This is a genomic window from Streptomyces sp. NBC_00829, from assembly GCF_045161795.1.
In the GTDB taxonomy this organism is placed as follows: Bacteria; Actinomycetota; Actinomycetes; order Streptomycetales; family Streptomycetaceae; genus Streptomyces.
Genome location: NZ_CP108867.1, coordinates 2,650,970 through 2,672,423, shown reverse-complemented (window position 1 = coordinate 2,672,423; position 21,454 = coordinate 2,650,970). Strand labels below are relative to the sequence as shown.

24 protein-coding genes and 1 riboswitch are annotated in these 21,454 nt (G+C 67.4%); of the genes, 14 read left to right on the top strand and 10 right to left on the bottom strand.

Annotated elements, in window-relative coordinates; translation table 11 throughout:
* The first annotated feature begins 142 nt into the window (after window positions 1-142).
* From OG293_RS11100 to OG293_RS11085, 4 genes are all read left to right on the top strand, one after another.
* Window positions 143-385, top strand: a complete 243-nt coding sequence (locus tag OG293_RS11100) for a hypothetical protein (RefSeq protein WP_405998621.1) — start codon at window positions 143-145, stop codon at window positions 383-385.
* Between the two features lie 229 nt (window positions 386-614).
* Complete coding sequence (locus OG293_RS11095; RefSeq protein WP_405998620.1) at window positions 615-926, top strand: hypothetical protein; 312 nt, start codon at window positions 615-617, stop codon at window positions 924-926.
* Between the two features lie 180 nt (window positions 927-1,106).
* Window positions 1,107-1,334 carry a hypothetical protein gene (locus OG293_RS11090; protein WP_405998619.1) on the top strand — a complete coding sequence of 76 codons (228 nt, stop codon included), beginning with the start codon at window positions 1,107-1,109 and terminating at the stop codon, window positions 1,332-1,334.
* Between the two features lie 203 nt (window positions 1,335-1,537).
* Entirely contained in the window at window positions 1,538-1,747 is a 210-nt protein-coding gene (locus tag OG293_RS11085; protein ID WP_405998618.1) for a DUF397 domain-containing protein, read from the top strand.
* Between the two features lie 249 nt (window positions 1,748-1,996).
* Here OG293_RS11085 and OG293_RS11080 read toward each other — a convergent pair whose 3' ends face one another.
* Together OG293_RS11080 and OG293_RS11075 are read right to left on the bottom strand one after the other, a co-directional pair.
* Window positions 1,997-3,346, bottom strand: a complete 1,350-nt coding sequence (locus tag OG293_RS11080; protein WP_405998617.1) for a DUF3987 domain-containing protein — start codon at window positions 3,344-3,346, stop codon at window positions 1,997-1,999.
* 88 nt (window positions 3,347-3,434) lie between these two features.
* A complete protein-coding gene (locus tag OG293_RS11075) occupies window positions 3,435-3,908 on the bottom strand; it encodes a histone-like nucleoid-structuring protein Lsr2 (protein WP_405998616.1) in 474 nt (157 codons plus the stop codon).
* Between the two features lie 117 nt (window positions 3,909-4,025).
* On the opposite strand from OG293_RS11075, the gene OG293_RS11070 reads away from it, so the two are divergent.
* Window positions 4,026-4,253 carry a hypothetical protein gene (locus OG293_RS11070; RefSeq protein ID WP_405998615.1) on the top strand — a complete coding sequence of 76 codons (228 nt, stop codon included), beginning with the start codon at window positions 4,026-4,028 and terminating at the stop codon, window positions 4,251-4,253.
* Window positions 4,254-4,653: 400 nt separating this feature from the next.
* On the opposite strand, the gene OG293_RS11065 is transcribed toward OG293_RS11070, so the two are convergent.
* From OG293_RS11065 to OG293_RS11040, 6 genes are all read right to left on the bottom strand, one after another.
* On the bottom strand, window positions 4,654-4,815 hold the full coding sequence (locus tag OG293_RS11065; protein ID WP_405998614.1) for a hypothetical protein: 162 nt from the start codon (window positions 4,813-4,815) through the stop codon (window positions 4,654-4,656).
* A 349-nt stretch (window positions 4,816-5,164) separates the two neighbouring features.
* Window positions 5,165-6,070, bottom strand: coding sequence for a hypothetical protein (locus OG293_RS11060; RefSeq protein ID WP_405998613.1), 906 nt, complete (start codon window positions 6,068-6,070; stop codon window positions 5,165-5,167).
* Window positions 6,071-6,085: 15 nt separating this feature from the next.
* Entirely contained in the window at window positions 6,086-6,445 is a 360-nt protein-coding gene (locus tag OG293_RS11055) for a hypothetical protein (protein WP_405998612.1), read from the bottom strand.
* The gene (locus tag OG293_RS11050; RefSeq protein ID WP_405998611.1) at window positions 6,442-6,714 is read right to left on the bottom strand and encodes a helix-turn-helix domain-containing protein; all 273 of its coding nucleotides are present in this window, start codon (window positions 6,712-6,714) and stop codon (window positions 6,442-6,444) included. The genes OG293_RS11055 and OG293_RS11050 overlap by 4 nt, the downstream gene beginning before the upstream one ends.
* A 919-nt stretch (window positions 6,715-7,633) precedes the next feature.
* Entirely contained in the window at window positions 7,634-7,792 is a 159-nt protein-coding gene (locus tag OG293_RS11045; protein WP_405998610.1) for a helix-turn-helix domain-containing protein, read from the bottom strand.
* An 87-nt stretch (window positions 7,793-7,879) separates the two neighbouring features.
* On the bottom strand, window positions 7,880-8,431 hold the full coding sequence (locus OG293_RS11040) for a hypothetical protein (protein ID WP_405998609.1): 552 nt from the start codon (window positions 8,429-8,431) through the stop codon (window positions 7,880-7,882).
* Window positions 8,432-8,748: 317 nt separating this feature from the next.
* On the opposite strand from OG293_RS11040, the gene OG293_RS11035 reads away from it, so the two are divergent.
* The 9 genes from OG293_RS11035 (at window position 8,749) to def (ending at window position 17,171) form a co-directional block, all read left to right on the top strand.
* Window positions 8,749-9,738: a tyrosine-type recombinase/integrase gene (locus tag OG293_RS11035; protein ID WP_405998608.1), complete on the top strand. Its 990-nt coding sequence runs from the start codon at window positions 8,749-8,751 to the stop codon at window positions 9,736-9,738.
* 35 nt (window positions 9,739-9,773) lie between these two features.
* Complete coding sequence (locus tag OG293_RS11030) at window positions 9,774-10,589, top strand: SOS response-associated peptidase (protein ID WP_405998607.1); 816 nt, start codon at window positions 9,774-9,776, stop codon at window positions 10,587-10,589.
* 155 nt (window positions 10,590-10,744) lie between these two features.
* Window positions 10,745-11,371, top strand: a complete 627-nt coding sequence (locus OG293_RS11025) for an alpha/beta family hydrolase (protein ID WP_406003561.1) — start codon at window positions 10,745-10,747, stop codon at window positions 11,369-11,371.
* A gap of 258 nt (window positions 11,372-11,629) precedes the next feature.
* Entirely contained in the window at window positions 11,630-12,295 is a 666-nt protein-coding gene (locus tag OG293_RS11020; protein WP_405998606.1) for a sigma-70 family RNA polymerase sigma factor, read from the top strand.
* Window positions 12,292-12,582, top strand: a complete 291-nt coding sequence (rsrA, locus tag OG293_RS11015; protein WP_405998605.1) for a mycothiol system anti-sigma-R factor — start codon at window positions 12,292-12,294, stop codon at window positions 12,580-12,582. The genes OG293_RS11020 and rsrA overlap by 4 nt, the downstream gene beginning before the upstream one ends.
* Before the next feature lie 159 nt (window positions 12,583-12,741).
* Window positions 12,742-14,148, top strand: a complete 1,407-nt coding sequence (locus tag OG293_RS11010; protein ID WP_405998604.1) for an HD-GYP domain-containing protein — start codon at window positions 12,742-12,744, stop codon at window positions 14,146-14,148.
* Window positions 14,145-15,404 (top strand): HD-GYP domain-containing protein, encoded by a 1,260-nt coding sequence (locus OG293_RS11005; RefSeq protein ID WP_405998603.1) that lies wholly within the window; start codon window positions 14,145-14,147, stop codon window positions 15,402-15,404. The genes OG293_RS11010 and OG293_RS11005 overlap by 4 nt, the downstream gene beginning before the upstream one ends.
* A gap of 96 nt (window positions 15,405-15,500) precedes the next feature.
* Entirely contained in the window at window positions 15,501-16,481 is a 981-nt protein-coding gene (locus OG293_RS11000; protein ID WP_405998602.1) for a tetratricopeptide repeat protein, read from the top strand.
* 60 nt (window positions 16,482-16,541) lie between these two features.
* Window positions 16,542-17,171: a peptide deformylase gene (gene def / locus OG293_RS10995; RefSeq protein WP_405998601.1), complete on the top strand. Its 630-nt coding sequence runs from the start codon at window positions 16,542-16,544 to the stop codon at window positions 17,169-17,171.
* Window positions 17,172-17,449: 278 nt separating this feature from the next.
* Here the strand turns inward: def and OG293_RS10990 are convergent, their stop codons facing one another.
* Window positions 17,450-18,463 (bottom strand): ribonucleotide-diphosphate reductase subunit beta, encoded by a 1,014-nt coding sequence (locus OG293_RS10990; RefSeq protein ID WP_405998600.1) that lies wholly within the window; start codon window positions 18,461-18,463, stop codon window positions 17,450-17,452.
* A complete protein-coding gene (locus OG293_RS10985; RefSeq protein ID WP_405998599.1) occupies window positions 18,463-20,844 on the bottom strand; it encodes a ribonucleoside-diphosphate reductase subunit alpha in 2,382 nt (793 codons plus the stop codon). Before OG293_RS10985 ends, OG293_RS10990 begins: the two co-directional genes overlap by 1 nt.
* A gap of 142 nt (window positions 20,845-20,986) precedes the next feature.
* A riboswitch (cobalamin riboswitch) is annotated at window positions 20,987-21,130 on the bottom strand.
* Window positions 21,131-21,454 lie beyond the last annotated feature (324 nt).

The window sequence follows — 21,454 nt, the reverse complement described above, 5'->3', positions numbered from 1 at the left end:
GCCCATCTTGCACCTACGGATGCCACTAGGGCAGCCAAGATCCAGCTAGCTGAGGCGACTTGCCACTACGAATCACACTAGGCGACCCCTGCTGAATGCCCGACGCTCAACGGACCCATAGCGACGAGCGAGGGCGGAAGCGATGAGACAGGCGACAGAGTGGGAGCCCGGTACTGCTGTGTTCGACAGCGGCTCTCAGATGGTCGGCGTGGTCCAGGAGCAGAAGGGAACCAGGCTGACCCTGAAACGGCCCTCCGGGCTGAGCTGGGAGACCCGCACCGTAGCCGTCCGCAAGGCGAACGACAGGGAGCTGATGCAGCTCAGAGCCCTGACCAGACACAACCGCAATGTGAGCGGCCTCGCAATGCTCAGAGGCAAGAGATGAGCCAACGATTACAGGGCTGGAAGGTTACCCACGACGGGGCGTTCTGGGGCGGGATCTTTCTCCTCATCACCTGGGGCACGGCGCTCTGTGTCGTAGCGGCCTACGTCCTACTCGGCCTATAGGTTCCCGGCCCGATAGGGAGCGGGGTAAAACGCCCGGCCAGACGCAGGACCCCCGCGATCGCGGCGAACGATCCGGGGGCTGGCCGACGCTTCGAAGGAGCGACGACGTGACAGACCTTATCCGCACTACCCTCGAATGGGTGAGACGCGTCCTTGGGGGACGACGTGCACCCGGCAGGCACTGCCGACCCGCCCCCGCTGTAGCGCTCCCTACCGCGCTCACCCCTGACGTCTGCGGCGCGCGGCTGGCCGTAGCCCGCAGACACCGCGAGGCGAGGCACGTTCCGCTGCTGCCGGAGCCTCGCGCGCAGTGGTTCCCGCCCGCGCCCTGGGAACGCCCCATGACCCTGGTCCGGCCCTACCTGTTGTGTCATCTGGGCGAGGAATGGCGCCATGCGCCCACCGGAAAGGGCGCGTGATCACGTGACCACCATGACGATCGCTGTCTATCGGGTCAATTTGCAGACAGGCGCCCGGACGGAAGTACAGGACAAGGTGACGCACCTGTGCCCTCCCGCCAATCCGTCCGATAAGGGATTCGGATTCCCGCCCTGCGAATGCCCGTCGTGCAAGGCAAGGCGACAGGCCCAGGAGGAATCGTGACCCGCTCATCAATGCGTTTCGTGAAGCACACGATCCGGCACATGCCGGAAGGCGGAGTCACGTACGAGGCGTTCTGTACTACGCCCGACTGCGGCGAGGATTCCGGCGCCCAGGACGAGCAGGAAGCGGCACAGGACTGGTGCCTAGGCCATACCGGCATCACGGCACATGACCTGTTCCGCCGTGTCGTGACCGACCATGCGCGCGTGACGCGCGAGCGGTAGGCGCCAGGCGCCCCAGCAAGACCAGCAGGAAACGCGATGGCGGCCGAATCCGCGTAAGGGCCGCAACGAATGCCCCCGTACCGGCCGCCCCCGTCCGGTACGGGCCAGCGCCCCCAACTGTCCTTTGTCGGCAAGCAGTTGGGGGCGCACTTAATACGGCGCGGGGACCGTTTCCCCGCACTCAGAGGGAAAGGAACAGCTCCATGGACGCAGTGCCCGAGTTCGAGTTCCGCACGTCCAGCGCGTGCAAGTACGACAACAACAACAAGCTGTGTGTCGAGGTCGCGACCAATGTTCCCGGTAAAGTCGTGCTCCGCAGCTCCGTGACCGGCCAAACGGTCGAGTTCACCGCCGTGGAGTGGGCGGAGTTCCTCCCCGGTGCGAAGCTGGGGGAGTTCGACGTAACGGCGTAGGGAGTCGTCATGCAGCAGTGCCCCCAGTGTGGTGGCAGCGTGGAGAGAGATCCGGAGCACTCCGGGGTGTTGCGCTGCATGTCGTGCTGGGAAGCGTGGGCGCTGTCAACTGAACGACGCTGCCCCGGTGTAGGCCGGGGCAGCTTCGCCCCGGCTCTGCGTCTGCTGGAGGAGTACCGGGACTTGAACCGCTGACCAACAAAGGAACGCCCCTGTTTCGGCAGGGGCGTTCTTGGTTTGTTCGAGAGGTCAGAGCAGCGCGCGGAAGGGGTTGGGATCGGTGACCGGTTCCGGCTGCTTCACCGGCTCGGGCTCCGGGGCCTTGAGGGGCGGGCGGTAGGCGTCGAGACTGACAACCTTGGTTCCGTTGTTTTCCATTACTGTCCGCTTCGCCGGCCCTGACTCTTCGCGCTGGGAACTGTCCTCGCGAAGTGTGAAAACGGTTGCTGGTCGGCCGGTCTTTCCTGACCGTTCCACTGTGACGACGATTCCGGACAGTTCCTTGACCTCACTGGCGGTTGCTCCCACGTACGAGAGCACCTGAGACGACGTGGCCCGACCCCCGTGCATCTCGATGCGGGCGCGTACCTTGTCGGCGAGGCTGAGCGGCTGACGCTTGACCTTCGGAGCGTCTGCCCCCTTGGTGATCCGTACGGCGTCCTGGACGGAGCGGCGTACGAGCGTAAAAGCGGCCGACAACGTCTCTTCCGTGATGTGCTCGGAGCACTCGGAGGCGGCCAGACAGGCCGCGACCCTGAGTGTCTGCTCTGCGGTGCGTTCGATGAACACGGCCTGTCCCTCGGGCAGGGTCTCGCCCAGGATGCGGGCGTACCGCCGGACGATCCGCCACAGTTGCCGGGCGTCTTCCCCAAGTGTGATCACACGGGGCCGGACGGTGGCCCATGCGTAGGCGTCGGACAGTTCCCACCCGTCCACATCGGGCAGGCTCACGCGGTCATCATCGAGCATCGGAACAGAGCCGAGCAGGAACGGAAGGATGCGATTGTAGGAGCCTCCGGCGGCTTCCGACTCACCCACGTACCGGGCCCAGTCAGAGAATGTGACGTGTGCGTGCAACACCATGGCAGGGTCGCGGACTTCCTCCGCCGCTTCCTTGGTGGTGTTGCGGAGAGTGGCGCCGTCCCACGCTGCCCGCAGCTTGGTGGTGAAGGAAGCGTCACGCTTGACTCTGCGGAGCACTTCCGACCATTCCTCTTCGACCACCACGGCCCGGACGTCTCGCCCCTGCTCTGTCTCTGCGGTGGCTTCCTGCTGTTCCCACAGGTGGTGCACGAGACTCGCACCGGAGGTGATCCCGGACGTGGTATGTGTCGCCAGGAAGCGACCCAGGGACTTGTCCAGCACGTGAAGCGCTGCCCGGAGCGCGGTTCCCTTCCCCCTCCCTGTTCCGGCCACCAGGGCAGACCACAGCAGCACCGGACGAGGGTTGCCGCGAGAGGACACCTTGACCGTGCCGCCGATCGCGGCCGACCACATCGACAGTGCGGCCACGTAGATCCCCAGTGCGTCAGTCTCGACGTACGGCGCGATCTTGCGAACGGCTCGGCCGATCGGACCGTACAGAACGGGGGTGCTCATGCTGCCTCTATCTCAAGAAGGGTCAGTTGGGTGGCCACTGGCTGGGGATGCCGAGCACACTCAGCGCCCGGCACGGGGGGTTCGGCACTCAGGCCGCTGCCGCTTTTCCCTCGGCTCCGTCCCGATGTGCCAGGTCGTACGCGTGACGGACGCTCATGGGGATACGTCCCTTGGTCGGCACGGCGTGGCCGTTCTCCCGTGCCCAGGCCCGTACAGCACGGTTCCGCTCACGCTCGGACATGACCTTGGGACCGACCTTGACAGGCTCAGGCAGCGGGTCACCACCGACCAACTCACCAGCACACACAGCAGCCTTGAAGCGGCCAGGCTCCCGGACGTCCATGCACGGGATGCCACGCTCGGCAGCGTCCGTCAGCTTGGTGCCGTTGCGCTCCCCGCCCTCACCCAGGATCAGCAGCACCGTGGACTCATCCGCGCGGCCCACCACTTCAAAGCCAAGGTTCCGCACAGCCTCACGGGCCGTGTCCCAGTCGTACCCCGGTACCTCACCAGCCAGCATCACGGACGGGACAGGCTCAGGCTCCGCCGCTTCCACGCTCACGGCTACAGGCTCCGGCTCCGGCTGGGCAACGACAGGCAACGACTCATCAACGGACTCGTCAGCATCCGTCAGCCCCACACCAAGTGTGTCCACCAGGTATCGACCGAAGGTGACGTTGTGTTCAAGGCAGAGATCCCAGGTGTGCCGTCCCAGGGTCAGCGTCTCTACGGCTTCTACCTCGCTGCCATCACGCGCTATGTGAGCATCGCAAAAGGTGTGCTGAACGGGGACGAGAACCGTCTTACGCATCGCTGGGAATCCTTTGATTCGGTCGGGCAGTCGGAAGTCTCAGTGAGTGGCCGGAGCGTTGCTCTTACAGCCGCCGCATCGTGTGATGCGAACTGATCACATCCTGCCCGTCCCCTATCACGGAACGGTAACGTACGCATAACTAAACGATAATAGAGGTGAATGCAATAGCGGGGGTAATGGGAAATAGAAAAGAAATTGGGACCGCCGGGGGCGCCTTCCTTCCATCGCGTTTGCCAATCAAATCCCCGGGGCCGTGAGCCGCCACAAGATGCGTGATGCGATCACCCTTTCTTGCAGGAATGGCAGTGCTCGGAAATGTGCCGCAAACTGTCGCCCCAAGGTCGGTTCTTGGCCGTCAGCTGCCACGCAATGTGGATTGCGGACTCGCGCACGCAGGCGGAGCACTGAGGTACAGCCCAGGGGCATTCGAAGCCGGGGCGGTGCACTCCACTATGAGCCCTTGCGGCACCGGCCTTGGCCGCTCGACGGGCGCTCACTGCGCATCACCCTGGAAGGTCCAGCCCAGCCGCTTCATGCCCTCTGCCGTTAGTCCGAGGGCTCCGGCAAGCTGCCGGTACTCGGTCAGGTGGTCCCGTGTGGCCGAGCCGTCCAGGATCTTGCCGTAGTAGGTCAGCATCACGGCCACACTCGGCACGAACGACTCATCCCACATGGCAGCTTGAGGACTGCTCCACCACTGCCGCCACTGCTCGCCCTCAGTCTCCGACCATTCGCGCCCCGGTGGCATGTCTGGCACCGGTAGCGCGTGCTCCCAGGGGAGTTCGACCAAACCCTTGTATCGGCTGTGCGGTGAATCGGGGTTCCGAAACTTGGGCATCACTGACCTCCAAATGGTTCGGGTCCGTTGGTTTCCATTACTGTCTACTTGGGCCGGCCCCGGCCCGTTGTGGACGCTGAGTGACGCAGACCGTCTCGGGTCCGTGCTCACAAACAAAAAGAGCGGGGCCTCCACCATTTCGGCAGAGGCCCCGCTCTCGGGTGCATCATGCAGGCCACTCGACCGCAGCCTTAACGATTCCCTTCGTGGGCTTGGTCTCGTCAAATGTGTTGTCGGTCTTCTTGGTGTCCATCCCCGGGAATCGCACGATCTTCCCGCCATACAGGTGCAGGGTGTCGATGTAGTCGGCTCTGAATTTTTCCGACTGGCCCTCACGGAAGCCCGTGAACTGGGATGCATAGGTGGCGAATTCACTGTGCCCTGCCACGATGTCTACCCCCGTCGGCATGGCCGTGGTGGAGGCGACCGTGAACCCGGCAAGGCGAGCCACAACGCCATTGGCGGTCACACCGCCCTCACCGTAGGCCGCAGCATTGGCAATGGATGGATGCTCGACGAGGTAACGCTTCACGCGCGACGAGACGACGACGTACCGGCCTGTGGGAATGTCGTTGTCGTCGAGGGATAGCATCATGTCCAGGATGGCGCTGTAGAGGCTCTGAGGGATGCTCCCTGTGGTCGGCTTGATGACCGGGAGGGCCGTCGCCCCCTGAGCGATGATGCCGCCCATGAAGGTGTCAGCCTCACGCGCAAGGGACCGGATCATCTGCTGATTAATCGGGGAGTCAAGGCCACCGGTGAGCTGGACCTTCTCCGCGTCCTCTACCAACACTTGCAGATACTTCGCTTGGGTGATCGGCAACTTCTGGTCAACGGTCTCCGGCCGTTGGGCAGTCATGCCGTCCGGGAGCTTGTAGTCACCGACCGAGGGCCGCAAAAGCGAGTTGATGTGAACAACATCGCCCTTCTTCCTGATCTCCCCCTCGTACTTTCGGTTACTCACCAGGCGAGAAGCCCAGACGAGTAGAGGGTCAAACTGAACGATCAGCTCAGCATCAAAAATCTCGGGTACGAAAGTGTCAGTTCCTGCGTGCTGATACGAAAAAGCCATATGGGTATCTCCTTCTTACTTCCGAAGTCGGGCGTCTAGAGAAACAGGGCGGACGGGGCCGGGAAAAGCTGATCCGCTGCGGTTGTACCCGCTTCCTGCCAACTGAGGAAACTCCGCTTCGGCAGGCTGGAACGGTTCCAGCAACTTGGCTACCGCCTCGGAGGACGGCTGTCCGTCCTCCCCGAGCAGTTTGGAAGTGTCCAGGTAATCGGCGAATCCTTCTGGCAGAGCGATACCGGCCTTGGCTGCCTGAGCCTTCATTTCTGCCTGTGCCAGCTTCCCGGCGTACTCGCGGTGAATGTCTGCCCTGATCGCCTCAGCCGGGTCAGATGCTGTTTCGGTCTGCGCTTCCTGCGTGTTGCTGTTTTCGCTCACGCTGCAATCTCCTTGTGCATGTCGAGCCGAAGAACGGAATCCAGCGCCTCGGCAATACGGCGGTCCTCGGAACCGTCGTCCTCAACGAGGGCAAGGAGCGGAACGCAAAGAATGCGGGTGGCGGGAACCAGCATGCGCAGACTCGGGCAGGTCGCCCCGGATTCCCAGCGATAGACGGTTGAGGGAGATACGTGAAGCTCATCGGCCAGGTCCTCAACAGACAGGCCGAGAGCAATGCGACGTGCGGTGAAGTGATGACGATTGAACATGCTTCTCCTTGCGGGCCGTTGCCCGAATGCGAATCTGTGACCATAAGAGAAAGCCCCGGCCGCCCAGAGGTAAGGAGGAGGCCAGGGTCAGAAGTTGAGAGGAGCCTTTGAAGGTCTCTCACTATGTATGTACGTGTCCTCTTCGGTGATTCAGGACACCGACCGCAGCAAATGAGTCACAGATCACGCGGCCCGGTGCGGAACAAAAATCCCTGGTGTCGTGGGCAACAAGTTGCCCAACTCCACTCGCCTTGGCGGGTTCAGGACCCCCAAAGGTCCTGGACCTGTTGCCACAAATGAGAGGAGGCCCCGACGGAGGGGCCTCCTTCTCACTACTACCTACGCTCTATGAGCTACGTACTACCAGCTACTAACTAAGTCCCCGTTCCACCGGGGAAATGGGAACCTCCGAAGGGATCACCTTGCTGCCAAGGCGGCAAAGGATCACCCCAAGAGGGTGACTTGAGGGCTCGGGGGAGAACTTCCTGTACTCCCTTGGTCCTTGGAGGATTGGTGTCCGTAACGGTGACTATGTCGCCATAGGCCGACTCCGCCAAGGTCGGGTAATCCGCCAGGATGTCAGTTGGGGCAGAGAGGCGCAGATTGGCCGCCCTGCCCTTCTTCCCGTGCTGAGTGAAGAACCCCAGCAACGTCAGCACGTCCCGGCATCGCTTCCCAGGGTGATCCTTGGTGTTGTAGCCGAGCCGTTGCGCTATCTCCGTGTCCCCAGTGAACATCGCCCCTGTCCGGCCGTTCACGCACCGGAGTTGAACCAGGGCCCAAAGCAAATGGTCCCGCCGGAAATCGTCAGCCTCGGTGGCGATCAGCCCACCCGGCCCGAAAGCGCCAAAGAGTGCACGGCTCCATTCCTCTTTCACGTCGTAGGTGGCAGTGAGCAACCGGCGAGGCTTCGGCTCATTCACTCGGCCCCCTGCTCGTCAAGCCACTTGTCGAGGTCACTTGGTCGGCACCGGAGCGCCTGACCCACCTTCCGGAACGGGATCTTCTCGCGCTGCCAATTTCCGTACACCCATGACTGAGGCTTGTTCAGGTATTCGGCCACGTCGTCCACCGTCATCAGTTTTGTATGCATAGGCCCCCCACTAAAAGAAAGGCCCCCAGTTCCCTGGGGGCTCATCGTGCGCTGCTTCAGTAATAGTGAATGTCAGTCCTGACCGTCACCAGTTTTGACGAAGGTCGCAAGTGTCTCCGTTGCTTTCTCGGTCAGTTCACCGCCAGCCTTGCCCGCAAGGGTGGTCAGGTACCCCTCTCTTCGCGCGCGCTTGAGATGATCCTTCACGGTCTCGGGACGGCGACCGATGAGCCGCGCCAGCCACGGAACAGGGGCCGGAGCGCCCAAGTCGGCCATGGTCTTGTAGGTGGCTGCCAGCATGGCCAAGTACGTCTCAGACACACCTTCGTTGGCCAGCAGCAGGCCCGCCGACGATCCCGCTTCCTCCACCTTCGCCGTCACCTCCTCCATGCCCTGTTGCAGTTCGGGCGCCTCCTCCGCCAGCTTCATGGCCGCCGCCAGGTCGAGCCTTCGCAGAACGGTCGTGGAGATCCCCCGCGCCACGTCACGCGTGGCAGTGTCTTCCGCTGCCTCAACAGTCATCCGCTGCGGCCCTCCGGTGATTGGGCCGGTCGGCCACCACATGCGGACCACCCAAGCCCCCTGCCGCTGAAGGATCTCGAACCCGCTCTCATTTGCTTCCACGCTTTCGAACGTACCACACAGGGTGAGCCACCCTGTGTTGACAGTTTAGGGTGGATCGTGTGCAGACTGGGGCTGTGCCGGACAAGCGGCGCGACGCCGGACAGGTCCGTGCGTCATCGACAGGAAGGGGCGGTAACCCTGTGGCAACCGTCTTTCAGAAGTGCAAGGCCGACTCGGCGAACAAGGAATACTCATGTGAGGGAACCCGCTGTAAGCATCCTTGGACGGTCCGCTACCGCGAGCCTGGAGGTCGTGCCGGTAGGCAGCGTGAGAAGTCGTTCCCGAGTAAGAAGGAGGCTGAGAACCATGGTGTGAAGATGGAGAACGACAAGCGTGAGGGGGTGTACCTGGACCCGAAGCGCGGCACCGTCCCCCTCAAGGGCTATGCCGAGAAGTGGATGGGGCGCCAGCACATGGCGCCCAACACCGAGGGAACCTACGACCGGGCGTTCCGGCTCCACATATTTCCCGCGCTCGGTCATCGGCTGCTCTCGACCCTTCGGCCGGAAGACATCGAAAAGCTCGGGCGGGGCATGACTGAGGCCGGACTGTCCGCAAACTCCGTCGACGCCTACATGACCCCTCTCAGGGCTGTGTGCAAGGCGGCCGTACATAACGGCGACATCGGCCGTAGCCCGTTCCTCGGTGCCAAGCTCCCGAAGCTCCCGGGCAAAGCGGTGGACGAAATCGCTCTGCCGACCGGTCAGCAGGTACAAGACATCGCAGACGAGTTCCGCCCCGAGTGGGCGCTGTCCGTGTGGCTCATGGCCGGTCTTGGGCTCCGGACCGGGGAAGTGCTCGGGCTGAGGGTGGGGGACTTCCTGGAGGATCGCGTACGGGTCCGTAGACAGGTCACCAGGGGAAAGGGTGGTCGGGGTCTTCTGATCGGTCCCCTCAAGCACCGACAAGAGGGCGATTGGCGGGACGTGCCACTCCCGACCCGCCTCAGCGAGGCAACGGCGGACCACGTGGCGAAGTACGGCACGGGTGCCGACGGGATGCTGTTCAAGACTGCTACGGGGTCCATCGTGGCCACGTCCGACTACGCCAGTCACTTCCGGAAGGTCGTCAAGCTGATCGCCTACGAGTGGTCACCACACGATCTCAGGCACTGGTTCGCCTCAACCGCGCTCAGCAGCGGCCTGCCACTCTTGGACGTGTCCAGGTGGCTCGGTCACAAGAACATCAGCGAGACCGCAGACACCTACGGGCATCTGACCCCGGACAGCACGGGCCGGGCAGTCAGGGTGATGGATGTTGCGATTACCCAGCACCGTGCTGATGTGGTGCTGGATGTGGCTGCCTGACCTTACGTTTGTGCAGCTCAGAGGGGAGACTGTCAATGTGCGGACGGTATGCAGCGAGTCGTAGGCCCGAGGATCTCGCGGGCCTCTTCGAGGTCGAGAAGTGGGAGCCCCAGGAGACATTGGCGCCCGACTGGAACGTGGCCCCCACGAAGGAGGTCTACGCGATTCTCGAACGCCCCCTCAAAGACGCCGAGGACCGGCGTCCGGTTCGCCAGCTGCGGGCGTTGAAGTGGGGACTCGTGCCCTCGTGGGCGAAGACACCGGAGGGCGGCGCGCGGATGATCAACGCGCGCGCGGAGACGGTGCACGAGAAGCCGTCCTTCCGTAAGCCGTTCCTGTCGCGGCGCTGCATCCTGCCGGCGGACGGTTATTACGAGTGGGTGACCGGGTCGGGCGAGCGCGAGCTGGAGGTCGAGGGCAGGAAGAAGCGGCCCCGGAAGCAGCCGTACTTCGTGACCCCGGCGGACGGCTCGGTCTTCGCGATGGCGGGGCTGTACGAGTTCTGGCGGGACCGGACGCTGGCGGACGACCACCCGCAGGCGTGGTGGGTGACGTGCTCGGTGATCACGACGGAGGCGGAGAAGGGGCCGCTCGGGGTGGCGCCGGACGAGGGCCCGCGCTCACTGTCGGACATCCACCCGCGGATGCCGCTGATGCTGACGCCCGACCGCTGGGACGCGTGGCTGGACCCTGCGAGGACGGACATGGAGGAGTTGAAGGGGATGCTCCAGCCCCCGCCGGAGGGCCTGATGCGGGCGTACGCGGTGGCGACGGCGGTGAGCAACGTCCGCAACAACGGGCCCGAGTTGCTGGAGGAGCTGGCCGAGCCGGAGGTCGGCACGCTGTTCTGAGCACGCGCTGCCGGTTGCGGGTGCCGGATCCCGATTCCGAGTGCCGGATCAGGACCCGAGCGCGGGACCAGGGCTCCGAGTGCGGGATCCGGCGCGTCCCGCCGCCGGGGAGTGGTCCTCGGGGCCCACGGGCGCAGGATGGTGACGTGAGTCGCATGGAGATCGTGGAGACAGACGCCGGTGAGGCACGCATCACCTGGCACGCCGCCGAGGCCGCGCGGATCGTGCTCGCCCTCGGGCACGGTGCCGGAGGCGGCATCGAGGCCCGGGACCTGCGGGCGATCGCCGGTGCCCTGCCCCCGTACGGGGTCACCGTCGCGCTCGTCGAGCAGCCCTGGCGGGTCGCCGGCAAGAAGCTCGCCCCCGCGCCCAAGACCCTCGACGTGGGGTGGCGCGGCGTCTGGCCCCGGCTGGAGAAGGCCGGGCTGCCCGTCGTCGCCGGAGGCCGCAGCGCCGGGGCCCGTGTCGCCTGCCGGACCGCGGACGAGCTCGGTGCCCTCGGGGTGCTCGCGCTGAGCTTCCCGCTGCACCCGCCCGGCAGGCCCGAGAAGTCCAGGGCCGACGAGCTCCTCGGAGCAGGGGTGCCCACGCTTGTCGTCCAGGGCGGCAACGACCCCTTCGGCAGGCCAGCCGAGTTCCCCGAAGGAGGGTACGAGCTCGTGGAAGTCCCGTACGCGGATCACGGGTTCGCGGTGCCCAGGCGCGCCGGGACCACCGAGAGCGAGAGCCTCGCCGTGATCACGGACGCGGTCCGGACCTGGGCGCGCGGACTGCGGGAATGACGGGCGCACACGCACTGTTGCAGCGGATGTCGGGACGTCAGTCAACAGAGCATGGAGTAGGGAGTCCGCCGCATGGGTTCGATCATCTGCCCGAGCCGCTCGCACGCCGCTGACCTGGAGTGGACGGTGCTTTCCGCGGCCAGGACGGCCCCTGCTGGGGCGTCGGGCGGAGCGGACCGGAAGCCGCTGTCAGCCGAAGGTCGACTATTCTCCGATTCGAGCGGGTCCGCATCCGGTCCCGTCACATCGTTGGAGGAGGTGGGTCCGGTCACTGGGACCGACGCAGGGACCGACGACGGCCAGGCGGAGCAGTCCGAGGAGACGACCGCCGAGCGCAATGCCCGCTTCGAGCGGGACGCCCTCGGCTATCTCGACCAGATGTACTCGGCGGCGCTGCGTATGACGCGCAATCCCGCCGACGCGGAGGATCTGGTGCAGGAGACGTATGCCAAGGCGTACGGATCCTTCCATCAGTTCCGCGAGGGTACGAACCTCAAGGCGTGGCTGTACCGGATCCTGACGAACACCTTTATCAACTCGTACCGCAAGAAGCAGCGTGAGCCCCAGCGCAGTGCCGCCGAGGAGATCGAGGACTGGCAGTTGGCGCGCGCCGAGTCGCACATGTCGACCGGGCTGCGCTCCGCCGAGTCACAGGCCCTCGACCACCTGCCCGACTCGGACGTCAAGGCAGCGCTGCAGGCCATTCCCGAGGAGTTCCGGATCGCGGTCTATCTCGCCGACGTAGAAGGCTTTGCGTACAAGGAGATCGCGGACATCATGGGAACACCCATCGGGACGGTGATGTCCCGCCTGCACCGGGGCCGTCGCCAACTGCGCGGCATGCTTGAGGACTACGCCCGCGAGCGCGGGCTCGTTCCGGCCGGTGCGGGGGAGTCGAACGACGCGAAAGGCTCGGGCTCATGAGCTGCGGAGAGCCGCACGAGACGGACTGCTCAGAGGTCCTCGACCATCTCTATGAGTTTCTCGACCGGGAGATGCCCGACAGTGACTGCACGAAGTTCGAGGTGCATTTCGAGGAATGCTCGCCCTGCCTGGAGAAGTACGGGCTGGAGCAGGCTGTGAAGAAGCTGGTCAAGCGGTGCTGCGGGCATGACGACGTGCCCAGCGACCTGCGGGCCAAGGTCATGGGCCGCATCGACCTGATCCGGTCCGGCCAGGCAGTGCCCGAACAGGATGTCGTCCCGGAGTAGTAGCTCTCGCGCGTGTGTACGGGGTGTGTCGCGGCGGTCGCGGCGCACCCTGTTCGTATGTCACCCGTAGGTGCGAACAGCAGGTCATCCTGCCGCCGCGCACGGTCCAACTCGCTAGCCTGGCGCTCGATTTGCGGACAGGGGTGGGGAGGCGGGGCGGTGAAGGCCATTCCGGCGGCGGCACGCGCGTACATCCTGGGTGCTCTGCTGTGTGCCGGGGCCTGCGCGTTCCCCCTGTGGCGCGGCGCGGCGGTCCCGTGGAGCACCCTGCTCATGCTCGCCGGTCTCTACGCCGTCTGCGAGTTGCCCGCCCGCCGCCGTCACCACGGCGGATCCGTCCCGGTGGCCGCCGGGTCCTTCTTCCCGGTCCTGCTCGCCGCGGCCTTTCTGCTGCCGCCGGCCGCCGCCGTGCTCGTCGCCGTGCCCGGCGCGCTGGTGGGGCGGGTGGAGCAGCGCCCCGCGGGCATACGGCGCATCTGGCGTGCGGCCCAGCTCGCGCTGGCGACCTGGGGTGCGGCACAGGCGTATCTGGCGCTCGGAGGCGATCGGGCACTGCGGGCGCCGGACTTCCCGTACGTCCTGCTGCCCGCCGCGGCCGGGGCGCTCGCCTTCTGCCTGGTGGTGACGGTCCTCGAAGGGGGCATCCTCGCCGCCGCCGTGGGGGCGCCTCCCACGCCCGGAGGGCTGCGGGGCAAGGCGCCGGTGCGGACCGCCTGGCACGGGCTGCTGCTGCGCTCACTGGCGCCGCACTGTGTGCACGGGCTCGCCGGACTGATGATGGCGGTGCTGTGGCGCAGTCCGTACGGGCCGCTGTCCGCGCTGTTCGTGCTGCTGCCGATGTACATCTCCTGCTGGATCTTCGCCCAGTACCACCGCGAACGGGCCGCGCACCAGGCGACGATCCGGGCCCTGGTGCAGGCCGTCGACATCAAGGACAAATACACCCGCGGGCACAGCGAGCGGGTGGGTCACGCGTCCGTGCTGATCGCGCGCGAGCTGCGGATGGACACGGAGCGGCTGGAAGTACTGCGGTTCGCCGGAATCCTGCACGACGTGGGAAAGCTGGGCGTGCCCACGCGGGTACTGCGCAAGGACGGTCCGCTCACCCCGCAGGAACGGCGGGTGATCGAACTGCACCCGGAGTACGGACACGAGATGGTGCGCGGCATCGGGTTCCTGGGCGAGGCGCGGGCCGCGATCCTGCACCACCACGAGCGCCTCGACGGGAGCGGCTATCCCTACGGTCTTGTGGGGCGGCAGATCCCCGAGTTCGCCCGGGTCGTGGCGGTGGCGGACGCCTTCGACGCGATGACGTCGACGCGGTCGTACCGGCGGGCACGGCCGGTGGCGGCCGCGCTGGCAGAGCTGAAGCGGTGCGCGGGGACACAGTTCGACCCGCAGATGGTGCGTGCGCTGACACGGGCGCTGGAGAGGCACGGGTGGGAGACGGCGGTGACGTCCGACGAGGCCGGGGCCCGTGGAAACGTTCCGCCGCCCGGTCGTGCGACCGGGCCGGAACCGGTGCGTACGGCCGTGCGCGGTCCCGGTCCGGACGGACCCGCATGAGACCCGCCTGCGGGTTCCTCGTGGCCGGTGTGTACGGGGCCGCAGCCGCGCTGACCGGAGGGGCCCTCGCCTGGACCCTCTGGTACGGCGTGAGGGAGCCCGCGAACGCCCTGGCCTTCGGGGTGTTCATCGCCGTCGGGGAACTGGCCCGCTGGGGTGCCCCGCCCGGGGAACGGGAGCCGGCGCCGCTGGGGGCCGCCGGAGCCCTCGCCTACGCGCTGCTCGGGGAGTGCGCCGGACAGAACACCACCCACGGTGTGCCGCAGGTCGTCGCCGTCGTCGTCGCGGCCGTGCTCGTCGGGGCCGTGCCGCATGTCGCCCGCGGAAGCGGGCCCCCGCTCGACCATGTGGCACGCAGGGTGCTGACCGTCGGCTTCGCCGCCGTCTGCTTCCAGCCGCTCTTCAACTCCGGCGCGTTGGCCCGCTGGGTCGGTCACGGCGCGTCCTACGCCCTGTTCCTGCTCGTCCTGCTGCTCCTCATCGCCCTGTGCGACGCCGTCCTCGCCGCGGCGATGCTCCACGCCCGCACCCGCTACCCGTACACACCGCTGCTGCGCGACGAGATCAGGGCCCTGCCCGGCATCGGGTCCGCCGTCTGCGCCACCGGGGCGGTGATGGCCCTGTCCGTGGCCGTGGCGGGCCTGTGGGCGCTGCCCTTGTTCTGTGTGCCGCTGCTGCTCACCCAGCTGTCCTTTCGCCGGTACACCGCCGTGCGGACCACCTACCGGCAGATCATCGCCTCACTCGCCCGGTCCACCGAGATCGCCGGATACACCCAACCGGGTCATGCCCGCCGGGTTGCCGCGCTCAGTGCCGCCGTCGGGCGTGAGCTCGGTCTCTCCGGGACCGAGCTGGCCGTTCTGGAGTACGCGGCCCTGATGCACGACATCGGGCAGCTGTCCCTGGTGGACCCGGTCCCGGACGGGGCCACCGCGCTGCTTCCCGTCGCCGAGCAGCGGCGGATAGCCCTGCTCGGGGGCGCCGTGGTCCGCCAGACCGGTGTCCCCGCCGCGGTCGCCGTCGTCGTCGAGCTCCAGGCCGATCCGTATCGCGAACAGCCGCTGCCCGCCCGGATCGTCCGTGCCGTCAACGCATACGACGATCTGACCGGGGGAAGCGGAGGAACAGCGGGCAGGACGCTCGGTGCGCTCGAACAGCTGCGCCTCGGCACGGGCCGCGACTACCAGCCCGAGGTCGTCGAAACCCTGGCCAGAGTCCTCGCCCGAGGCGGTCTGGCCCCGGTGCCGCCTGGGTAACCCATGGGTAATGAGCGAGCCTCCGACTCGGCATGGTTGGATGCGAAGAAGAGGGTGTCCGGGGGCATTGACCCGAACGACCGGCAGGCGGGAATCGTGAGGATCTTCGGGAAGGTACGGCATCGGCCCTCCGCCTCGTGGCGGCAGGCCACCGACCGCGCGTTCACGCTGATCGGCGACGGCCGGTACGAGGACGCGGGGGCGCTGCTGACACGGGCTGCGGACCTTGAGCCCTGGCTCTCCGAGTCCTGGTTCAACCTGGCGCTGCTGCACAAGTTCCGGCACGACTGGGAGCAGGCCCGCGCGGCCGGGCTGCGGGCCGTGGCGCTCCTGGACAAGGAGACCGGCGCCCCGGACTGGTGGAACGTCGGGATCGCCGCCACCGCCCTGCAGGACTGGCCGCTGGCCCGCCGCTCCTGGCAGGCGTACGGCCTCAAGGTGCCCGGCGCGGCCGCCGCGAACGGCGAGCCGGTGGGCATGGATCTCGGCAGCGCCGCCGTGCGGCTCTCGCCCGAGGGCGAGGCCGAGGTGGTCTGGGGCCGCAGGCTGGACCCGGCCCGGATAGAAGTGCTCTCCATCCCGCTGCCGTCCTCCGGGCGGCGCTGGGGCGAGGTCGTCCTGCACGACGGCGTGCCCCACGGCGAGCGGACCACCACCGCCGGACCGTCCTACCCCGTCTTCGACGAGATCGAGCTCTGGGCGCCCTCGCCCGTACCCACCTGGGTGGTTCTGCTGGAGGCCGCGGCCGAGGCCGACCGTGACGCCCTGGAGAGGCTCGCCTCGGACGCCGGATTCGCCGCCGAAGACTGGTCCTCGTCGGTCAGGCTGCTGTGCCGGGCCTGTTCGGAGAGCCGGATGCCCAGCGCCGAGGGCGAGGGTGAGCACCTCGACCCGCACGACCACAGCGAGCCCGGCCACCCCGGGCCGCTCGGCCATCGCACGGCGGGCGACCTGTGGTCGCCGGAGCGCGAGTGCGGCATCGCGGCCCCCGCGGGGCTGGTGCGCGGCCTGCTGGACGGCTGGGTCGCCGACAGTCCGGACACCCGTGAGTGGCGGGATCTCGAGGAAGTCTGCTGAGCGCTGGCCGTAGGCTGTACGGAATCGGATTCGGGTTTCCAGGAAGGCGCAGAAGCGGACATGGCGCAGCAGCAGACTGACGAGCAGGTGAACGACGGCTTCGTCGTCGACACGGAGAACTGCGAGGAGCGCGAGCTGGCGTACCGCGAGCGCGGCACGGCGCGCCCGATCACGGTCGTCGGGAACCCGGTGCTCCACAAGGAGTGCAAGGACGTCACCGAGTTCGACGACAAGCTCGCGGCGCTGATCGACGACATGTTCGCCAGCCAGAAGGCGGCGGAGGGCGTGGGCCTGGCCGCCAACCAGATCGGCGTGGACCTCAAGGTCTTCGTCTACGACTGCCCGGACGACGACGGCGCGCGGCACACGGGTGTCGTCTGCAACCCGGTCCTCGAGGAGCTCCCGCCGGAGCTGCGCATCCTCGACGACGCCAACGAGGGCTGCCTCTCCGTGCCGACCGCGTACGCCTCGCTGGCCCGCCCCGACTATGCCGTGGTGCGAGGACAGGACGCCGAGGGCAATCCGGTCAAGGTGCGCGGTACCGGGTACTTCGCCCGCTGCCTCCAGCACGAGACGGATCACCTCTACGGCTATCTGTACATCGACCGCCTCTCCAAGCGGGACCGCAAGGACGCGCTGCGGCAGATGGAAGAGGGCACGCCGCGCTACGAGACCGTCCCGAACGCCTGAGTCCGCTCCCGTCGTCTCGCCACGGTCCGCACCGGGCCATGGAGGGCGGCGGACCAGCGCCTGGGCGTGCCGCCAGCGCGTGGTGCAGCGGCGGCCGTCCAGCTGCCCGTCGACCGTGAGCAGCGGCAGGCGCAGCCGCGGCGGGCGCAGCCGCGCCGTGTGGAGGCGCGCCCGGCCGGGTCGAGCCGTACGCGTCGCGCCCCGGCCGCCGCCCCGGTCCGGTCGCCGGCCTGTTCTCTCCCGTCCCCCCGTTCGGGAGAGAACCCAGGGTCCGCTGCCTAGAAGTCGTCGTCGAAACCGACCGAGCCCTCGACCGCCACCTGATAGGCGGACGGACGGCGCTCGAAGAAGTTCGTCAGCTCCTGGACGCCCTGCAACTCCATGAAGGAGAACGGATTGTCCGAGCCGTACACCGGGGCGAAGCCCAGCCGGGTCAGCCGCTGGTCGGCGACGCACTGAAGGTACTCGCGCATCGACTCCGTGTTCATGCCCGGCAGGCCTTCGCCGCACAGGTCACGCCCGAACTGCAGCTCCGCCTCGACGGCCTCCTTCAGCATGTCCGTGACCTGCTGCTGGAGCGCGTCGTCGAACAGCTCCGGCTCCTCCTTGCGGACCGTGTCCACGACCTCGAAGGCGAAGTTCATGTGCATGGTCTCGTCCCGGAACACCCAGTTGGTGCCGGTGGCCAGGCCGTGCAGCAGACCGCGGGAGCGGAACCAGTAGACATACGCGAACGCCCCGTAGAAGAACAGCCCCTCGATGCAGGCCGCGAAGCAGATCAGATTCAGCAGGAAGCGGCGCCGGTCGGACTTCGTCTCCAGCCGCTCGATCTTCTCGACCGAGTCCATCCACTTGAAGCAGAACTGTGCCTTCTCGCGGATGGAGGGGATCTCCTCGACCGCGTCGAACGCTGCCGCCCGGTCGTCAGGGTCGGGGAGGTAGGTGTCCAGCAGCGTCAGATAGAACTGGACGTGCACGGCCTCCTCGAACAGCTGTCGGCTCAGATACAGCCGCGCCTCGGGGGAGTTGATGTGCTTGTAGAGCGTGAGCACCAGGTTGTTGGAGACGATCGAGTCGCCCGTCGCGAAGAACGCGACCAGCCGCCCGATCATGTGCTGCTCACCCGGGGACAGCTTGGCGAGGTCGGCCACGTCGGAGTGGAGATCGACCTCCTCCACGGTCCAGGTGTTCTTGATCGCGTCGCGGTAGCGCTCGTAGAAGTCCGGGTAGCGCATCGGACGCAGCGTCAGCTCGAAGCCCGGGTCCAGGAGGTTCTTGTTCTCGGCGGTCATTACTGGCAGGCCTCGCAGGACTCGGGGTTTTCCAGGGAGCAGGCGATCGCGTCGGCGTCGGGCGCGGACGCCTGCTGTGCGGGGACGGTGGCGGTGGCGGCCGAGGTGCCGCCCCCGGCCGCGCGGGCGATCCGGGTCGCCGGGCGCGAGCGCAGGTAGTACGTCGTCTTGAGCCCCTGCTTCCAGGCGTACGCGTACATCGAGCTGAGCTTGCCGATGGTCGGCGTCTCCAGGAACAGGTTCAGCGACTGCGACTGGTCCAGGAACGGGGTGCGGGCGGCGGCCATGTCGATCAGGCCGCGCTGCGGGATCTCCCACGCCGTGCGGTAGAGCGCGCGGACGTCCGCCGGGATCCAGCTAAAGCCCTGGACCGAGCCGCTCGACTCGCGCAGCGCCTCGCGGGTCTGCGGGTCCCAGACGCCGAGTTCCTTGAGCTCCTGCACCAGGTAGGCGTTGACCTGGAGGAACTCACCGCTGAGCGTCTCGCGCTTGAAGAGGTTGGAGACCTGCGGCTCGATGCACTCGTACACACCGGCGATCGAGGCGATGGTCGCGGTCGGCGCGATCGCCAGCAGCAGCGAGTTGCGCATGCCACCGCTCGCCACGCGGGTGCGCAACGCGTCCCAGCGCTCCGGCCAGCTGAGCTCGACGCCGTAGTGGTCCGGGTGCAGCACGCCACGGGCGGTGCGGGTCTCGGACCAGGCGGGCAGCGGGCCGTGACGCTCGGCAAGGTCGCAGGAAGCCTCGTACGCGGCGAGCATGATCCGCTCGGCGATCCTCGTCGAGAGCGCCTTCGCCTCCGGCGAGTCGAAGGGCAGGCGGAGCTTGAAGAAGACGTCCTGGAGTCCCATCGCGCCGAGGCCCACGGGACGCCACCTGGCGTTGGAGCGGCCGGCCTGCTCGGTCGGGTAGAAGTTGATGTCGACGACCCGGTCCAGGAAGGTCACCGCCGTACGGACGGTCTCGTCGAGCCGCTCCCAGTCGATGCCGTCGCCCACGACGAACGAGCCCAGGTTGACCGAGCCGAGGTTGCAGACGGCCGTCTCGCCGTCGTCGGTCACCTCGAGGATCTCGGTGCACAGGTTCGAGGAGTGGACGACCCTGCCCGGCTCCGCGGTCTGGTTGGCGGTGCGGTTGGAGGCGTCCTTGAACGTCATCCAGCCGTTGCCGGTCTGGGCGAGCGTGCGCATCATCCGGCCGTACAGGTCCCGCGCCGGGATGGTCTTGCGCGCGAGCCCCTCGGCCTCCGCCGTGCGGTACGCGGCGTCGAACTCGTCGCCCCACAGGTCCACCAGGCCCGGCACATCCGCCGGCGAGAACAGCGACCAGTCGGCGTCGGCCTCCACGCGGCGCATGAACTCGTCGGGGATCCAGTGCGCGAGGTTGAGGTTGTGCGTACGCCGCGCGTCCTCACCGGTGTTGTCGCGCAGCTCCAGGAACTCCTCGATGTCGGAGTGCCAGGTCTCCAGGTAGACGGCCGCGGCGCCCTTGCGCCGGCCGCCCTGGTTCACCGCGGCGACCGAGGCGTCGAGGGTCTTGAGGAACGGGACGATGCCGTTGGAGTGCCCGTTGGTGCCGCGGATCAGCGAACCACGCGAACGGATACGGGAGTACGACAGGCCGATGCCGCCCGCGTGCTTCGACAGCCGTGCGACCTGGTGGTACCGGTCGTAGATCGAGTCGAGCTCGTCCAGCGGCGAGTCCAGCAGATAGCAGGACGACATCTGCGGGTGGCGGGTGCCGGAGTTGAAGAGCGTGGGGGAGGAAGGGAGGTAGTCCAGCCGGCTCATCAGGCCGTACAGCGCGGAGACCTCGTCCAGGGCGCGGACCGAGTCGTCCTCGGCGAGGCCGCAGGCGACGCGCAGCATGAAGTGCTGCGGGGTCTCGATCACCTGACGGGTGATCGGGTGCCGCAGGAGGTAACGGCTGTAGAGGGTGCGCAGACCGAAGTAGCCGAACCGGTCGTCCGCGGCCTGGTCGACGAGGGCGTCCAGTCGCGCGGAGTGCAGCACCACGAACTCGGCGGTGCGGTCGGCGATCAGACCCTCGCGGTGACCGACGGCGACCGACGCGGAGAAGGCGACGGCACCCTGTCCGGCGGCCTCGTCGGCGATGTGACGGGTCAGCAGCCGGGCGGCGAGCCGGGAGTAGGCCGGGTCCTCGGAGATCAGCCCCGCGGCAGCGTCGGTGGCGAGGCTCCGGAGCTCCGCCGCGTCCGATCCGGCATTCCGGCCGCGCAGCGCGGCGGCGGCGACACGGCCCGGGTCGGTGTCGGGCAGATCCGCGGTGAGTTCGGTCAGGGTCCGCAGAAGCGCGGTCCCGGGGCCGTCGGCCACCTGCTCGGAAATGCCTGAAGCCGGATCGGCTGGCGCGATGGTCACGTGGTGCTCTCCCTCGCTCGGCTCTGGGCCGGCGGGGGGAGAGGAGGCCGTACGGCGTGTGGGCACCCGGAGTTGGGCAGCACACGGCACGGCGTCCACCGGCCCAACCGCGAGGCCCGGACGTCTGGGCACCCGGTTCGGTCGAGCCGGATGCGCCGTCGGCAGGTCCTCGGACTGGCGGGGTGCGACAAAGCGCACCACATCACACCGTTGCGGGACAGTTCCGGATTCTCACCGGATTCCCCTGCGGCGACAGCGAGCACGAGCATACATGTGGGGGCGGGTCGATGCGGCACCCCCCACATGTTGTGTCGCGGTCGTTGCGGTGGGCGACAACTCGCGGGCGTTTCGGCGGTTTCGGCATGCCGTGCACCGCGCTCGGGACGGCGCTGCCGGGGCCGATGTGGGGGCCCTCGGGCGGTGTCCCCCATGGCCGGACGGGCTGGACTGCTCGGCCTCGTCCGACAGCACCGGGGGGCTGCTCTCGGGGCCGCACCCTTGACCCCTGACGCCTTGCGGGCGCGTCCTCAATCCCTCCCGGTCCCACCTCCGGTGCCGCCCGGACCCCGCGGGAAGAGCGAGGCCGCCGCGCCCCCGGAGGGAGGCGCGA

Bases quoted from the DNA above. Each gene is read 5' to 3' on its own strand.
- OG293_RS11100 (WP_405998621.1), top strand. From the start codon at position 143: ATGAGACAGGCGACAGAGTGGGAGCCCGGTACTGCTGTGTTCGACAGC.
- OG293_RS11085 (WP_405998618.1), top strand. From the start codon at position 1,538: ATGGACGCAGTGCCCGAGTTCGAGTTCCGCACGTCCAGCGCGTGCAAG.
- OG293_RS11080 (WP_405998617.1), bottom strand. From the start codon at position 3,346: ATGAGCACCCCCGTTCTGTACGGTCCGATCGGCCGAGCCGTTCGCAAG.
- OG293_RS11060 (WP_405998613.1), bottom strand. From the start codon at position 6,070: ATGGCTTTTTCGTATCAGCACGCAGGAACTGACACTTTCGTACCCGAG.
- OG293_RS11050 (WP_405998611.1), bottom strand. From the start codon at position 6,714: ATGTTCAATCGTCATCACTTCACCGCACGTCGCATTGCTCTCGGCCTG.
- OG293_RS11045 (WP_405998610.1), bottom strand. From the start codon at position 7,792: ATGACGGTGGACGACGTGGCCGAATACCTGAACAAGCCTCAGTCATGG.
- OG293_RS11035 (WP_405998608.1), top strand. From the start codon at position 8,749: ATGGAGAACGACAAGCGTGAGGGGGTGTACCTGGACCCGAAGCGCGGC.
- OG293_RS11030 (WP_405998607.1), top strand. From the start codon at position 9,774: ATGTGCGGACGGTATGCAGCGAGTCGTAGGCCCGAGGATCTCGCGGGC.
- OG293_RS11025 (WP_406003561.1), top strand. From the start codon at position 10,745: ATGGAGATCGTGGAGACAGACGCCGGTGAGGCACGCATCACCTGGCAC.
- rsrA (WP_405998605.1), top strand. From the start codon at position 12,292: ATGAGCTGCGGAGAGCCGCACGAGACGGACTGCTCAGAGGTCCTCGAC.
- OG293_RS11005 (WP_405998603.1), top strand. From the start codon at position 14,145: ATGAGACCCGCCTGCGGGTTCCTCGTGGCCGGTGTGTACGGGGCCGCA.
- def (WP_405998601.1), top strand. From the start codon at position 16,542: ATGGCGCAGCAGCAGACTGACGAGCAGGTGAACGACGGCTTCGTCGTC.
- OG293_RS10990 (WP_405998600.1), bottom strand. From the start codon at position 18,463: ATGACCGCCGAGAACAAGAACCTCCTGGACCCGGGCTTCGAGCTGACG.